At 66.1% G+C, this 14,601-nt stretch carries 14 protein-coding genes; 10 read left to right on the forward strand and 4 right to left on the reverse strand.

All coding sequences use genetic code 11. The annotated features are described in order from the left end of the window. The 3 genes from BFAL_RS07955 to pstB form a co-directional block, all read left to right on the forward strand. On the forward strand, nt 1–477 hold a 477-nt coding region (locus BFAL_RS07955; protein WP_152973597.1), incomplete at its 5' end, for a PstC family ABC transporter permease. After that, nucleotides 477–1,475 (forward strand): phosphate ABC transporter permease PstA, encoded by a 999-nt coding sequence (gene pstA, locus BFAL_RS07960; protein WP_055427878.1) that lies wholly within the window; start codon nt 477–479, stop codon nt 1,473–1,475. The genes BFAL_RS07955 and pstA, both read left to right, overlap by 1 nt. A gap of 48 nt (nt 1,476–1,523) precedes the next feature. Next, complete coding sequence (gene pstB / locus BFAL_RS07965) at nt 1,524–2,303, forward strand: phosphate ABC transporter ATP-binding protein PstB (protein WP_055427879.1); 780 nt, start codon at nt 1,524–1,526, stop codon at nt 2,301–2,303. A gap of 155 nt (nt 2,304–2,458) precedes the next feature. Here pstB and BFAL_RS07970 read toward each other — a convergent pair whose 3' ends face one another. After that, complete coding sequence (locus BFAL_RS07970; protein ID WP_055427880.1) at nt 2,459–3,853, reverse strand: NCS2 family permease; 1,395 nt, start codon at nt 3,851–3,853, stop codon at nt 2,459–2,461. A 245-nt stretch (nt 3,854–4,098) separates the two neighbouring features. Between BFAL_RS07970 and BFAL_RS07975 the strand changes: the two genes are divergently transcribed. The 6 genes from BFAL_RS07975 (at nt 4,099) to BFAL_RS08000 (ending at nt 11,790) form a co-directional block, all read left to right on the forward strand. After that, nucleotides 4,099–4,923, forward strand: a complete 825-nt coding sequence (locus tag BFAL_RS07975; protein WP_055427881.1) for a hypothetical protein — start codon at nt 4,099–4,101, stop codon at nt 4,921–4,923. 305 nt (nt 4,924–5,228) lie between these two features. Next, a complete protein-coding gene (gene rplJ / locus BFAL_RS07980) occupies nt 5,229–5,750 on the forward strand; it encodes a 50S ribosomal protein L10 (RefSeq protein WP_055427882.1) in 522 nt (173 codons plus the stop codon). Nucleotides 5,751–5,880: 130 nt separating this feature from the next. Continuing rightward, nucleotides 5,881–6,261 (forward strand): 50S ribosomal protein L7/L12, encoded by a 381-nt coding sequence (gene rplL / locus BFAL_RS07985; protein ID WP_055427883.1) that lies wholly within the window; start codon nt 5,881–5,883, stop codon nt 6,259–6,261. Between the two features lie 236 nt (nt 6,262–6,497). Then, the gene (locus BFAL_RS07990; protein ID WP_055427884.1) at nt 6,498–7,973 is read left to right on the forward strand and encodes an FHA domain-containing protein; all 1,476 of its coding nucleotides are present in this window, start codon (nt 6,498–6,500) and stop codon (nt 7,971–7,973) included. Nucleotides 7,974–7,987: 14 nt separating this feature from the next. After that, complete coding sequence (locus tag BFAL_RS07995; RefSeq protein ID WP_055427885.1) at nt 7,988–11,593, forward strand: putative endonuclease domain-containing protein; 3,606 nt, start codon at nt 7,988–7,990, stop codon at nt 11,591–11,593. Then, nucleotides 11,590–11,790 (forward strand): hypothetical protein, encoded by a 201-nt coding sequence (locus tag BFAL_RS08000; RefSeq protein ID WP_055427886.1) that lies wholly within the window; start codon nt 11,590–11,592, stop codon nt 11,788–11,790. Before BFAL_RS07995 ends, BFAL_RS08000 begins: the two co-directional genes overlap by 4 nt. Nucleotides 11,791–11,843: 53 nt before the next feature. On the opposite strand, the gene BFAL_RS08005 is transcribed toward BFAL_RS08000, so the two are convergent. From BFAL_RS08005 to BFAL_RS08015, 3 genes are all read right to left on the reverse strand, one after another. Then, nucleotides 11,844–12,530 carry an SAF domain-containing protein gene (locus tag BFAL_RS08005; protein WP_055427887.1) on the reverse strand — a complete coding sequence of 229 codons (687 nt, stop codon included), beginning with the start codon at nt 12,528–12,530 and terminating at the stop codon, nt 11,844–11,846. A gap of 163 nt (nt 12,531–12,693) precedes the next feature. Continuing rightward, nucleotides 12,694–12,879: an FmdB family zinc ribbon protein gene (locus BFAL_RS08010; RefSeq protein WP_055427888.1), complete on the reverse strand. Its 186-nt coding sequence runs from the start codon at nt 12,877–12,879 to the stop codon at nt 12,694–12,696. Nucleotides 12,880–13,026: 147 nt separating this feature from the next. Then, complete coding sequence (locus BFAL_RS08015) at nt 13,027–13,680, reverse strand: 5-formyltetrahydrofolate cyclo-ligase (protein ID WP_082440473.1); 654 nt, start codon at nt 13,678–13,680, stop codon at nt 13,027–13,029. Between the two features lie 164 nt (nt 13,681–13,844). Here BFAL_RS08015 and BFAL_RS08020 point away from each other — a divergent pair, with 164 nt between their 5' ends. Then, entirely contained in the window at nt 13,845–14,600 is a 756-nt protein-coding gene (locus tag BFAL_RS08020) for a GNAT family N-acetyltransferase (protein WP_082440471.1), read from the forward strand. Nucleotide 14,601: the final 1 nt, after the last annotated feature.

Below are 14,601 nucleotides of genomic sequence, written 5' to 3' on the forward strand. Positions count from 1 at the left end.
CCGCTGTTCGCCGGCCCCGCCGCAAACCCGCAGCGCACGGTCGCCACGGTCGCCGTGGTCCTGGCCGTCATGGTTCTGCCGATCATCACCTCCATGTCGCGCGACATCTTCCTCCAGACCCCGACCCTCCAGCAGGAGGCAGCCTACGGTCTGGGCGCCACCAAGTGGGAGATGATCAAGCTCGCCGTCATCCCGTTCGGCAAGTCCGGCATCGTCTCCGCGTCCATGCTGGCCCTAGGCCGCGCGCTCGGCGAGACGATGGCCGTCTTGATGATTCTTTCCCCGGGCCTCACCTACTCCATCAAGCTGCTGCAGGCCTCCCAGAACCAGACCATCGCCGCGAACATCGCCGCGCAGTACCCCGAAGCGAACGACTTGGGTGTCTCCACGCTGATCGGAACCGGTCTGATTCTGTTCCTCATCACGTTCGTGGTCAACTACGCCGCCCGTAAGATCACCGAGAAAGCGAGCGTCTGATGGCTGAAGCAACCGCTACCAAGAAGAAGAACCTCGACGGCGCCCCCGTCATCGACTTCGACAAGTTCCGTCCTACCCGCTCCTCCGAGAACGCCCGCAAGCGCAAGGACGTCTTCATGACGGGCCTCATCGGCCTGGCGTTCGTCATCGCCTGCCTGCCGCTGATCTCCGTGCTGTGGACGACCATCGTCAACGGTCTCAAGCGCCTCAACGGCAACTTCCTTGCCTACAACATGACCGGAGTGGTCGGCGGCAACCCGACACCGTCCGGCGGCTACGGCGGTGTTCTCCACGCCATCATCGGCACCCTGGAGATCACCGGCGGCGCCATGATCATCTCCATTCCGATCGGCATCATGTGCGCCGTGTACCTCGTCGAGTACGCGCACGGCGGCAAGCTCGCCATGACCATCTCCCTGCTCGTCGACGTGATGAGCGGCATCCCGTCCATCGTCGCCGGTCTGTTCGCATTCTCGATGTTCACCATCGTGTTCGGACCTGGTACCATCAACGGCATCGAGGGTTCCGTGGCATTGTCCCTGCTGATGCTCCCGACCGTGGTCAAGTCCTGCGAGGAGATGCTCAAGATCGTGCCGAACGATCTGCGTGAGGCCTCCCTGGCGCTGGGCGTCACCAAGCAGCGCACCATCACCAAGATCGTGCTGCGCACCGCCCTGCCGGGCATCGTCTCCGGCTGCATCCTCGCCATCGCGCGAGTCATCGGCGAGACCGCCCCGCTGCTCATGACCGCAGGCTACATCTCGAGCACCAACGTGAACCTGTTCTCCGGCCAGATGACCACCCTCCCGGTGTACGTCTTCCAGGAGTACTCCAAGCTCAACGCCAACTGCCCGGTCAACGCCGACGCCTCCTGCGTGCCCACCATCCCGATGGAACGCGCATGGGCCGCCGCACTCGTCCTGATCATCATCGTGCTGGTCCTCAACCTCATCGGTCGTCTCGTGGCGAAGATCTTCGCCGTCAAGACCGAGCGCTGACGCACACGCACACGAATCGTACGAATCAAGGAACCAAAAGGAAACATCATGGGACAACGCATTGACGTCAACCACGAGAACATCTACTACGGCGACTTCCTCGCCGTCGAGGATGTGAACATCAACATCGAGCCGAACAAGGTCACCGCGTTCATCGGACCGTCCGGCTGCGGCAAGTCCACCGTGCTGCGCACCCTGGACCGCATGCACGAGCTCATCCCCGGCGCCCACGTCGAGGGCGAGGTCCTGCTCGAAGGCAAGAACCTGTACGACAAGGACGTGGACCCGGTCTCCGTCCGTCGTGACGTCGGCATGGTCTTCCAGCGCCCGAACCCGTTCCCGACCATGTCCATCCGCGAGAACGTGCTTGCCGGCGTCCGCCTGAACAACAAGCACCTCAACAAGTCCGACGCCGACGATCTCGTCGAGTGGGCCCTGCGCGGCGCCAACCTCTGGAACGAGGTCAAGGATCGTCTCGACAACCCGGGCATCGGCCTGTCCGGCGGCCAGCAGCAGCGTCTGTGCATCGCCCGCGCCGTCGCCGTCCACCCGCAGGTCGTCCTCATGGACGAGCCCTGCTCCGCCCTCGACCCGATCTCGACCCTGGCCGTCGAGGATCTGATCAACGAGCTCAAGGACGACTACACCATCGTCATCGTGACCCACAACATGCAGCAGGCCGCCCGTATCGCCGACTTCACCGCCTTCTTCAACCTGAAGGCCGTCGGCGAGCCCGGCCACCTGGAGTACTTCGCGGACACGACCACGATGTTCAACAACCCGCAGAACGAAGAGGCCGAGCGTTACATCTCCGGTCGCTTCGGCTGATCGCGCGACGCGAATAGCCGTCACCACAGCGAAGACCCCGCACCGTATGTCACGGTGCGGGGTCTTCCCGTTTTTGCGTCTGCGTTTGCGTCTGTCCCCGTGGTCCGGGGCCTCGTTCCTCCACGCGTCCGCGGGAAGGAACGAGGATGACGTCATCACAGAATCGCCATGCAGACGAAATCGATGATGAACAGGATGGCGACGGTCCAGATGATCGGGTGGACCTCCTTGGCCTTGCCCTTGCAGGTCTTCACGATGCAGTACGTGATGAAGCCGCCGGCGATGCCGTAGGAGATCGAGTAGGAGAACGCCATGAACGCGGTCGCGAAGAACGCGGGAATCGCCGCGGAGATGTCGGTCCAATCGACTTCCTTGAGGGAGGCGGCCATCATGCAGCCGACGATGACGAGCACGCCGGCGGTCGCGGCGGACGGCACGGCGGAGATGACCGGCGCGAGGAAGATGGACAGCGCGAAGCAGATCGACACGACCACGGAGGTCAGGCCGGTGCGGCCGCCCGCCGCGATGCCCGCGGAGGACTCCACGTAGGTCGTGGTGTTCGAGGTGCCGCAGATAGCGCCGATGGAGGTGGCGATGGAGTCGGCGAACAGGGCCTTGTCCATCTTGGAGGAGAATCCGGAGCCGTTCTCCAACGCCTTCTCGTCCTCAAGGGAGAAGATGCCGGTGCGGCGGCCGGTGCCGAGGAACGTGCCGAGCGTGTCGAAGGTGTCGGACATCGAGAACGCGAAGATCGTCACGATGACGAGCGGCAGCCGTGTCGGATCGGAGAACAGCGCAGGGAAGCCGTCCGCGCTGAAGATCGCGCCGAAAGTGGTCGGCAGTTCGGAGAACGTCTGCGACAGCGACTGGGAGGAACCGAAGTTGGTCACGCCGAACGGGATGCCGACGATCGTCGTCACGACGATGGCGAGCAGCATGCCGCCCTTGACCTTCATCACGGTGAACACGATGGCGAGGAACAGGCCGATCAGGAACACCCACAGCACCGGGTCGGTGAACGTGGCCAGTCCCGGCGTGGCGGCGGTGGCGAGCCCCTGGCCGGCGGCCTTGGTGTCCTTCGGGGTGAAGGTGATCAGCCCGACGTTGAGCATGCCCACGTAGGCGACGAACAGGCCGATGCCGCCGCCGATCGCCTGCTGCAACTGCTCTGGGATGGCCATGATGATCATCTTGCGGATTTTCGTGACGGTGATCACGATGTTGATCAGGCCGCACAGGAACACCATGCATAGCGTCTCCTGCCAGGTGAAGCCGAGGCCGAAGCAGACGGTGTAGGTGAAGAACGCGTTGAGGCCCATGCCGGCGGCCTGGGCATACGGCACGTTGGCGAACAGGCCCATGACGAGCGTGCCGATGATCGCCGCGATGATCGTGGCGAGGAAGACGCCGCCCCACGGCATGCCCGTGGACGACAGGATCTGCGGGTTGACGACGATGATGTACGCCATCGCGAAGAACGTGGTCAGACCGGCCAGGATTTCGGTCGAGACCGAAGTGCCGTTCTCCTTCAGATGGAAGAACTTCTCCATATTCTCTTCTTTCCTTGGGTTGTGCGGGAGCATGCTCCCGGCGAGAATCGCGACTCGCCCCGACGATGCCGCACTGTGACGCGTGATGCGCGCTGCACGTCGCGCGGCGGGCGTCGGAACCGCGCCGATTATAACGCGGCCGCATTGCGTCGGCGGCCCGTCCGGCGGGGCTAGACTGGGTATGGAACGGATGATTCCGCATATTGGTTTCAAGCAGATGTTTCAAGCAGACGATGGGGGAGATCATGGCCAAGCCAGCCGTTGAGGTCTCGGTGCGCAGCTGGAAGAAGAACGCGGTGAAGCCGGGGCAGGAGCGCGGTCGCGTGCTGCTCATGCCGGGGACGGGGTACAACTGCGACCGGCCGCTGCTGTACTGGTCGGCCCAGGCGCTGGTGGAGAACGGCTGGCGAGTCGACCGCATGAACGTCACGAACGCCTCGGACGATCTGTCGCAGGTGATTCCCGTGCTCAACCAGGCCGTCGACGATTGGGTGGCCCGCGTTCGCTCGTCATGGGCGCAGGAAGACCGGTCCGCCTCGGAACCGGTCGCGGAAACGGACCCGAGCGCGGATGCGAGACGAGAGAGGGTGGCCCCGCGCATGCTGCTCATCGGCAAGTCGCTCACGACGATGACCTACCCGCATGTCGCCACACGCTACGGCCTGCCGTTCGTGCTGCTGACGCCGGTGCTGCACCATGCCGATTTCGATCCCTCGGCGAGGGTGATTCCGGTGCCCCGCGTGGGCGACGACATCATGGCCGAGGACGACGCGCCCGCAGTGGAGGTCTCGCGCGCGGTGCTCGGGCATGACGCCTCGCTGCTCGACGGCGGCGAGGAGGAGCTCGAACGGTGGCGCACGTCGCGTTATCCGGGGCCGGCGCCGCTCGTGTGCGCCGGTACCGCGGATCCGTTCTACGACCGCGCCCGCGCGAACGCGTTGACCCCGCACGTGCACGAATACCCCGACGCGAACCATTCGATCGAGGTGCCGGGGCATTGGCGCCGTTCCCTCGACTACCTCAAGGAGGTCTCCGCTTCGGTCGCGCAGTATGCGAGCACAATCGACTAGTCGGCGGCGGTGCGGGCGGGCGGCGGGTCTGCGCGCCCGACTCCCGCTCTGCACGACACGCCGGTGGCGTGTTTGTCGAAGCCGGCACGTAATTTATCCCCTCGTAAACCACAGACCGTTGGTTGAGCCGCGTGGAAGCGCGGTTCCGAAGTTCGACATGTCGAGCCAACGCAGGTTGAGAGATATAAGCCCGTTCACGGGCGAGCCGGAGACGGCCTTATGTTGCTCTGCCTGCGTGCAGGGCTTTTTTGTTGCCCTATGGCTCCATGGACTTCAAGTCAACGGCCGACTTAGGAAGGAACGCCATGAAGAGGCCCGAAAAGGAAGCGGTGGTCGCCCAGCTTACGGCTCAGTTCCGTGACGCTGACGCGATCTACCTGACCGAGTACCGCGGGCTTACCGTTCCGCAGATCTCCGATCTGCGTGAAAAGCTAGGCCGCGATACTTCCTACACTGTGGCAAAGAACACGCTGGCACGCATCGCCGCCAAGGAAGCGGGCATCGAGGGTCTCGACGAGATTCTCGCCGGCCCGACCGCCATCACCTTCGTGAAGGGCGACTTCATCGAGGCTGCGAAGACCATCCGTGACTTCGCCAAGGACAACAAAGCCCTCATCATCAAGGGCGGCTATGCCGATGGCACCGTCTACGACGCTGAAGGCGCCACCAAGCTGGCGGATCTTAAGTCCCGCCCGCAGCTGCTCGCCGAGTTCGCCGGCGACATCAAGGCCACGATGTCCAAGGCCGCGTACCTGTTCAACGCTCTGCCGACCAAGGCCGTGCGTACGATCGATGCGCTGCGCGAGAAGCAGGAGAAGGCCGCCTGATTTCCCTGTGGCCGGGGTTCGTCCCCGCCTCGTGAATCGAACGGTCATAACTGAAAAGAAACCAAGTTTTTAGGTGGCGGGCACACCTCTTCAACCATCGTCCGCCGCCAACAATCGAAAGGAAGCCATAATGGCTAAGTACACCAACGATGAGCTGCTGGAAGCCTTCGGCGAGATGACCCTGGTCGAGCTCTCTGAGTTCGTCAAGGCCTTCGAGGAGAAGTTCGACGTCGAAGCCGCCGCTCCGGTCGCCGCCGTCGCCGCCGTTGCCGGTGCCGCCGCCCCGGCCGAGGAGGAGAAGGACGAGTTCGACGTCATCCTCTCCGCCGTCGGCGACAAGAAGATCCAGGTCATCAAGGCCGTCCGCGCCATCACCTCCCTCGGCCTGGCCGAGGCCAAGGGCCTGGTCGACTCCGCTCCGAAGGCCGTCCTCGAGAAGGCCAAGAAGGAAGACGCCGAGAAGGCCAAGGAGCAGCTCGAGGCCGCTGGCGCCACCGTCGAGCTCAAGTAATGCACGCGGTCGGGAAGACCGCTCATTGCAGGCTGATACGCGATACATCGCGTCGGAACCCCGCACCCATTCGTTTGGGTGCGGGGTTTCCCGTTTTCCCCGTCCCGGCGAGTCCGCATCGCACGTCACGGACGCGCGGATTCTGTCGATTCATCGGACGATAATGCAACCAAATGCGACGTGGCATGACACAATAGGAAATAGTGCGTGAAATCATCAGAAAGGGAGGCCGTGCGGTGAGCGAGCAGACGGCGGGCCAGTGGCGATTGCAGGTCGCGGGCGGCGACCAGGTAAGCGTGCGTCCGGGAGAGAGCCTAGAGATCGGCCGCAAACCATTGCGGCCGTTGCCGGACGAGGGCATCGCACGCCTCGAGATCGACGATGCCACGAAATCCATGTCGAAGCGCCATGCCCGGTTCAGCGTCGCCGCCGACGGTGAAGCGGTGCTGCGCGACCTGGATTCCACCAACGGATCCTACGTGGTCAGCGACAAGGGCGAGCTCATGCGTCTGCCCACCGGGCGCGACGTGCCGCTGAGCACGTCGCCGATGCGCATCCAGTTCGGCGACGTGCCGATCGATTTCGTGCGCATCGCACGACAGACCGACCCCGAACCGCAGGTGCCGAACCTGTTCGAATACTCCGCCGCGACCACCGTCCGTCAGGAGCCGGACGCCGCCGACATGTCCGTCGACGAGATACTCGACCTGCGCGCCGGGGAGCCCACCGCCGTGTTCAACGCGCAGAACGCGCGACATGCCGCGTCCGCGTCGCCGCTCGCCCGCATCGCCGACATCGAGCCGCTGACGTACGCCTCGATCACCTCTGCCGTCGGGCAGGACGACGAGCCGCAGGTCGTGTTCTCCGACGCGGACTCGCGCACGGACCTGCCGGTGACCGCCGCCGCACGGCCGGCGTCCGCCGGCGCCGAGGCGGATGCCGAAGCCCCGGAGCTCGCCGTCGACCACACGCCCGAGCCGGTGGCCGATTCGGTGCCGCTGCACGTCGTCAAGACCATCAACCCGGGACTGCCGCGCAACCTGTTCGCCGATGCGATGCACGACCAGTCCGATGACGTCCCGTCAACCGCCGCGCCGCAGTCCGAGCCCGTCGCAGGAACCGTTGCGGCCTCCACGGACGTCACCACGCCGATCGTCGTCGGTTCCGTCGGCGCGTCCGCTCCCGAACTGCCCATCGCCGCGAAACCGGAAACGCAGCCCGCAGCCTCCGCCGCCGTCGCGCCGGAAGTCGTGGCGGCAACGCCCGTCACGCCGGTAGCCACGACGCAGTCCCGCGCGGACATCGCGCCGCAGACGGTGGCCTTCACTCCGCTGGAGGATGCCTCCGCGGCCGCCGCGCCCGTGAACGACGGCGCGGCCGGCATACAGGAGGACGACGCGACAGGTGTGTACACGCCCGCCTTCGAGCCCGGATCCGTGTTCGACAAAGTCTCCAAAGGCGAATTCGACAAGCCCGCCGCCCCCGTCGTCGAGGTCGACGGCCTCACGTCCGAGGATGCGCGCCGCACCAGCGACATGACGTTGCAGTTCGAGATGGCGAAGCACCCCGAGCTGCTGCCGTTCCTCGCGATGAACCCGACCCTGTACGACGACCTGTACGCCTGGCTCGCGGCGCAGGGCGACGCAGACATCGACGAGGCGCTCGCGCACAACGACGGATACCGGGATTACCGTGAGGCGGTAGGAAAGTGAAAGGGAACGGCACGATGAGCGCACAATCCACTCCCACACTCGATTGGCTCAAGCAGTGGCATGACCAGTACAAGGCCTCGCTGGTGCCGTCCCCTCTGGAGGACATCAACCAGCTCGCCGCGCAGCTCGACCTCACGCACGCCCATCCGTCGGGCATCGCTCAGCTGTTCGCCTCCGGGCACGTCACGCTGGACTCGCTGTTCCGCGACAACGGCATGCTGCGCGCCGCGGAACGCAGGCTCGGACGTGTCCTCGACGACCGTGGCGCCAAGAAGCGCGTGAGCGGCGTCGCCGAACTGTCGCTCGTCGTCGGCGTGGCCACCTGGCACGGCAACGCGCGGCCGGTGCTGCTCTACCCGGTGCAGGCGGTCGTTTCGGACACGCCCGGCCAGTCGACGCTCACCTTCACCGGCAGCGTGACGCTCAACGCCTCGTTCGTCGACGTGATGCGCGAATCCGGTGTCACGCTCGACGAGGACTACCTGTTCGACGGGTCCCACTACGCTTCGGGCACGCCGGAGACCTCCGCCGTGTTCAACGAGATCGCGAAACGCGTGAAGCCGGTGGTGGGGGACTTCAACATCGAACGGCACATCATCCTCGGCTGCTTCGTGGAGCCGTCCGCGCAGATCCTCACCGAAACGCAGCGCATCATCGACCAGCTCGGCGAAGGTCCCAGCGGCAATCCGCTGATCGACGTCCTCGCCGGAGACAAGGCTGCGGCCGACGCGCTTCGCGACGTCCCCATCCCCGACTACAGCCCGTTCGACGCCGATCCGCACAGCGAATACGAAATCGGCGACGTGGACAACACCGTGCGTTACGCCGCGCAGCTCGCCGCGTCGGGACACAGCGTCGCCGTGGACGGCGCCGTCGGCAAGGACGCCGTCGAACAGGCCGCGGCGATCGCCACGCGATGCGTGATGAACGGCCGTACCGTACTGTATGCGCCCGGCGTGGCCGAACAGAAGCGCAGGTTCCTGCAGGTCATGCGCGCCAACGAGACCTCGGGACTGGTGCTCGATATCGCGGACGAGCATGCGAACGCGGACATCGACCGCCAACTCATCACCGCCGTCGGATTCCAGTCCGGCGTGGCGACGCAGCATTTCGACCAGCTCGCCGACGAACTCGTCGGCGTGCGCTCCCGGCTTACCCGCTATCTGGGCGACCTGCACGGTGTGAGCGAGAAGTGGGGGGTGTCCGCATACCAGACCATCCAGAACCTCGCCGCCATCTCCGTCGCCCCGACCCACCCCTCGACGCGCGTGCGCCTGTCCGAGAACACGGCCAGACGGATCGCCGGGCACATCGACGAATGGACGGCGAAGCTCGAACGCGCCGCCGAAGTCGGCGAATACACCATCGGACCGGACGACACCGCCTGGTACAAGGCGTCCATCACCAGCGACCAGGACGCGGTGAACACCTACCAGCGTGTCGTGGACCTGCTGCAGAAGGTGCTGCCCGCCGTGCGCGAACACGTCGCCTCCACCGTGCAGGCCTGCGGATTCCCCGTACCCGCCACCGCGCAGGATTGGGCGCGGCAGATCATCGTGCTCAAGAACCTGCGGCGCGTGCTGGACGTGTTCCAGCCGGAGATCTTCGAACGGGACGTCGATGCGATGATCGAGGCCACCAAATCCAAGGCCAACCGCAAGGCCGAAGGCACCACGATGGGGTTCTGGGAGCGTCGCCGCCACACCCGCGAGGCGAAGTCCCTGCTGCGCGTCGGCGCCCAGGTCGAGGACCTGCATGCCGCGCTGATCGTCGTCAGGAAGCAGTCGGAGCAGTGGCGTTCGCTCGTGCCGCACGGCGGATGGCCCGTGCTGCCGCCGAAACTCGACCAGATGATCGCCGCCCATGAGACCATGGCCCGGGACATGACGGCGCTCGACACCGTGCTCAGCACCACGCCGAAGGGCGGGGACCTCGAATCGCGCGACTTCAATGAGGTCGAAGCCCGGTTGAAGGCCCTGTTCGACGACCACAAGTCGCTCGACGACCTGCCCGAGCGCTGCCGTCTCGAAAACGAGTTCCAGGAAGTGGGCCTCAACGACCTCGTCGCCGACTTCTCCAACCGGCACGTGCTCTCGTCGGCCGTGGGTGCGGAACTCCAACTCGCATGGTGGACCACCGTCTTCGAGGACATCGTCCGCTCCTCGCCGATCATCTCCAATCAGGACGGCTCCGTGCTCGCCAACGCCACCGAACGGTTCGAACAGGTGGACGTCGAACATGTGCGGTCCATCGGGCCGATGGTGGCGCAGGAGTCGATGCGTCGCCTGTGCGATCTGCTGTTCGCCCGCACCCAGGAGGCGAACACGTTGCACACGCAGCTGGCCGGCCGCGGTCGCATGCCGCTCGACCGCATCCGCCGCGACCATCCGGAGATCCTCGCCGCCGCCAAACCGATCCTCATGGCCACGCCGGACACCCTTGCTTCGCTCACCGAGCCGAAGCCGCTGGCCGATGTCGCCATCATCGACGCCTGCGCGCATATCCCCGCCATCCAGCTGCTCAGCATCGTCGTGCGCGTCAGGCAGATCGTCATCATCGCGCACCGCGCCACCGTCACCTGCCCGGGATTGACGCGTCTGATCGACGCGCTGCCCGTCGTGGAGGTGAAATCGCACCCGGTGAGCCGAGCCCCGAGGTTGAACGCCTTCCTTGAATCCGAGGGGTACGGCGCCATCCGGTACGATGTGAGCACGGACATCGCACGCGGGCGCGTGGCCTACCACAAGATCGAAGCGGCCGGCACACCCGTCTTCGCCACCGGTCTGGTGGAATCCAGCCAGCAGGAGATCGACGAGGTGGTGGCGCTCATCACGCAGCGCGCCCGCTCCTTCACCATCGTGCCCGCCAGCTATCTGCTCACCGTGGTCTGTCTCACCGAGGTGTTCCGAGTCAGGCTCGGCGTCGAACTCAAGCTTCTTGCCGTCAAAGACAAGTCGATGAACAGCTTCCTGCGTCACGTGCGCCTCGTCGGCATCCGCGAGGTCGCCGGCGCCCGCGCCACCGACGTCATCCTGTCGACCTGCTATGCGAAGACGTCGCACGGCAGGCTTCTCCAGCAGTTCGGCGCCCTTGAGAACTCAGGCGGCCGGGGAATGCTGCTCGACGCGCTCGCGCTCGCCGACCACAACCTTGACGTCGTTTCAGCGTTCACCGCCGACGAGATGGAGGATGAACGCATCCACACGCCCGGCGTCAGGCTGCTCAAGACGCTGCTGACGTGGGTGGAGCACCTGCCCGGCGAACCGGCGTCGCCGCAGGGCCGCGAGGCGGGCGACAATACGCTGCTCAACGATCTGGCCGACCGCATCCGCGCGCGTGGACTCGACGTCGCCTTGGACTACGGCTACGACAACGGAATGACCATCCCGATGGTCGTCGGGCTCAAGGGCAAGCCGTTCGCGCTCGCGGTGCTCACCGACGATTCCGGGTACATGTCCATCCGCTCGACGAGGGAACGCCATCGCATGTTCGCCGCCGACCTGATGACGCTCGGCTGGTCCGTCGCCACCGTGTGGAGCGTAGGCTCGTTCGTCAACCCCGAGAAGGAGGTCGACCGCATCGTGGCCAAGGTCGGCGAGATCTACCGGGAGGTGCAATGAGCGGGTATTCGTCCACACGCCGCACGCCGCGCCGCCACAAGCGCGTCGTGCGTGAGGGCACCGAACTGTTCGACGCCGACGGCGTGAAGGAGGAGCCCTCCGACATGATGACCGAGCGTCAGCGCGAGGCCGACGACGATAATCGCATCCTCACGCAGCTGCCGCCGCACTGGGGCGTGTTCTCCGAGCGGGAGTGACGCAGGCGGCCGGTACGCTCGTTGCGTGGCCGCGCTGCAGTGCCGTCGTGCCGTCACCGCGTCACGGCGACGATCGCGCCGAGCTGGGCCGAATCCATGACGGCGAGGGCCGCTTCGGGCGTCATTGCCAGTGGGATGACGGCCGTGCCGGCCCCGTTCTCGTCTTTGACGGGCCGCTTCATGACCAGCGCGTCCTCGGCGAGCGTACAGGGGGACGCGCGGCCTTCGGGCACCGGCCCGGAAGCATCGCCCGCGACGTCGGATACGCCGGGGCCGGGTGTGTCCTCGCACCCCACGGCGGAGACGAGACGCACCGTGTCGCCGGCGACCAATGCGGATGCGTCATTCGCAACCACCACTTCGAGCACCGTCCTGCCCGTAGGCACGACGGGCGCGTCGCGGGCGTTCGCGGGGAACAACGGCTGGCGCGCCCCGATGTCGCTCTGCGCCACGCGTCCGACCGCCTCCGACGTCTCGGAGAACGCATGCTCGGTGACGGGGGAGCGGGGCGCCTCGACCACCATCACATCCTCGACGCCGATGACGTCGCCCCGATGCAATGTGCGGGAAGCCACCACCACGCTCTCGGTGGCGACCAGCAGATCGAGCAGCGTCACCGCCATCGCCGCTGCCGCCACCGCGCATATGACGGCCACGGCGCGCGACAACCTCGCGCGCGCACGCCGCGCGGCCAACGTGGGGCGTGTCAGCTTCGCCCAGGGTGCATACCGGTTCGTCATACCCGCCATCGTCGCGGACGCGACGGCGGCGGCGCAACTCGTACGGGGAATGTGGACGGAGCCCCCGGAAATCTTCACATCCGCCGACCGGCCAGTATGGCGAACGCCCCGTCCGAATCGGTGTTCGGACGGGGCGTTCGCCATCGGATGCCGTGTGCGGGCGTCACTTCTTGCCGGAATCGGTGCGGTAGAAGCCGCTTCCCTTGAACTCGATCGGCACGGCGGAGAACACCTTGCGCACCTGCTCCTCATGGCACTGGGGGCAGACGGTGATCGGGTCGTCCTCGAACGACTGCTGCTTGGTGAAATCGTATCCGCAGTTCTTGCAACGGTAATGATAGGTAGGCACTGTATTCCTCCAACGAACGACGATTCTCTGCGCGGGGCGCGCGGACCAGACGGGCCGCACGGACCGTACCGCCTGTACGTATCGTGCGGATGCCGTCGTCGCGACGGCATCGTTCCGGACACTCCGGCGTATGCAACCGTACATATCCTAATCGTCTCCCCGACACGTTCCGCCATCGCCGAACGCATGACGACCACGATACGGACGTGCGAACATCGTCAGGCCGTCCGGCGTGAGCACGCCGTCCACAGGCAGGTCATGCGGCTCGCTCGGAAGGAACCCGTCGCCGGGCTCCAGCACCTCCCACGGCCAGCACACGGCGACGACCGGCGCCCCCGGCGCCCTATGCTCCAGCGCACGGTCGTACCATCCGCCGCCACGCCCCAGTCTCGTGCCGCGCGCATCCACCGCCAGCGCCGGCACCAGCACCAGCGCTGCATCGCGCAGCGCCTCCATCCCCAGGGTTTCGGCATGCACCGGCTCCTCAGGCCGTCCGCGGCCGTCTCCCGCCACGCACAGGTCATCCAATGTGCGCAGCTCGCCCCATCCGACGTCCATACCGGTCCCCAGCATCGGCACCAGCAGACGCAATCCGCGTTCCAGCACATGCATGAGGACGGGAGAGACATCGATTTCGGAGCCCATCGGCACATAGGCGGCGACCGTGGAACCTGCGTCGAGACCATCGAACAGCAACGCCGCCCGTCCTGCTACGCGCTCGCCGGCGGCGGCGCGTTCGGCGGGCGGTACCGCCTTTCGCCGCGCGATCGCGGCGTGACGCAGCTCGCGTTTCGTTCCCATGCCCATACTCGTGGCGGCAGTATCCATGACGGCAAGACTAGCGCCGTCGCGTTGCGGCGCGCGTCGCGCGGCGATTCCCGTGGACGCCTTCCCGTGGGCGCCTCATCGTCCGCCGACGAACCCCATGCCGCGCCGCACCCGCCCGCCGGTGGCACAATGGGGGCGTGTCTGTGTTCCAAACCATCCGCCACGCGTTCGCACCCGCCGACCCGAACGCGATACGCGTCCCCGTCGTGCTTCACGCACCCGCCGGCGCGGTGCCCATCACCCTGCGCACGATGACCGCCGACGACGAGGACGCGTGGAACGAGGTGCGGTGGCGCAACGACGACTGGCTCAGACCATGGGAATCGGGCGATCCGATGCATGGCCGGGGCATCACGGTCAACCAGTGGCTCGTCATGCAGCGGCGCAACGAGGAACGGGGGTGCGGCATCGTCCTGCTCATCGAGCACCGTATGCGCATCGTGGGGCAGATCTCGATAGGCGCCATCACATACGGGGCTATGCGCACCGGCATCGTCGGCTACTGGGTGTCGCAGGACGTGGCGGGCCACGGCATCGCCCCCACCGCGCTCGCCATGCTCGCCGACTGGGCCATGGGCGATCCGACGGGACCCCGTCTGCATCGGTTGGAGATCGCGATACTGCCGGAGAACGCGCGGTCGCTCGCCGTGGTTCGCAAGGTCGGCGCGCGCCCCGAAGGGCTGCGCGCGAACTACATGTACGTCGCCGGCCGCTGGCGCTCCCACGAGACGTTCAGCCTGCTTGCAGAGGATATGGGCGCCGGGTTCACGGCGCGACTGCTGGACGGCGCCGCATCGGCGAGCCCGCAGCCCGCCACGCCGCCGAATCCCGCCCGTCATATCGACACGCCGCTCCGCAATGCGGACAATGTGACGCCCGTCTCCTATTCTTGAG

The organism is Bifidobacterium aesculapii (assembly GCF_001417815.1).
Taxonomy (GTDB): domain Bacteria; phylum Actinomycetota; class Actinomycetes; order Actinomycetales; family Bifidobacteriaceae; genus Bifidobacterium; species Bifidobacterium aesculapii.

Bases quoted from the DNA above. Each gene is read 5' to 3' on its own strand.
- pstA (WP_055427878.1), top strand. From the start codon at position 477: ATGGCTGAAGCAACCGCTACCAAGAAGAAGAACCTCGACGGCGCCCCC.
- pstB (WP_055427879.1), top strand. From the start codon at position 1,524: ATGGGACAACGCATTGACGTCAACCACGAGAACATCTACTACGGCGAC.
- BFAL_RS07970 (WP_055427880.1), bottom strand. From the start codon at position 3,853: ATGGAGAAGTTCTTCCATCTGAAGGAGAACGGCACTTCGGTCTCGACC.
- BFAL_RS07975 (WP_055427881.1), top strand. From the start codon at position 4,099: ATGGCCAAGCCAGCCGTTGAGGTCTCGGTGCGCAGCTGGAAGAAGAAC.
- rplJ (WP_055427882.1), top strand. From the start codon at position 5,229: ATGAAGAGGCCCGAAAAGGAAGCGGTGGTCGCCCAGCTTACGGCTCAG.
- rplL (WP_055427883.1), top strand. From the start codon at position 5,881: ATGGCTAAGTACACCAACGATGAGCTGCTGGAAGCCTTCGGCGAGATG.
- BFAL_RS07995 (WP_055427885.1), top strand. From the start codon at position 7,988: ATGAGCGCACAATCCACTCCCACACTCGATTGGCTCAAGCAGTGGCAT.
- BFAL_RS08000 (WP_055427886.1), top strand. From the start codon at position 11,590: ATGAGCGGGTATTCGTCCACACGCCGCACGCCGCGCCGCCACAAGCGC.
- BFAL_RS08005 (WP_055427887.1), bottom strand. From the start codon at position 12,530: ATGACGAACCGGTATGCACCCTGGGCGAAGCTGACACGCCCCACGTTG.
- BFAL_RS08015 (WP_082440473.1), bottom strand. From the start codon at position 13,680: ATGGGAACGAAACGCGAGCTGCGTCACGCCGCGATCGCGCGGCGAAAG.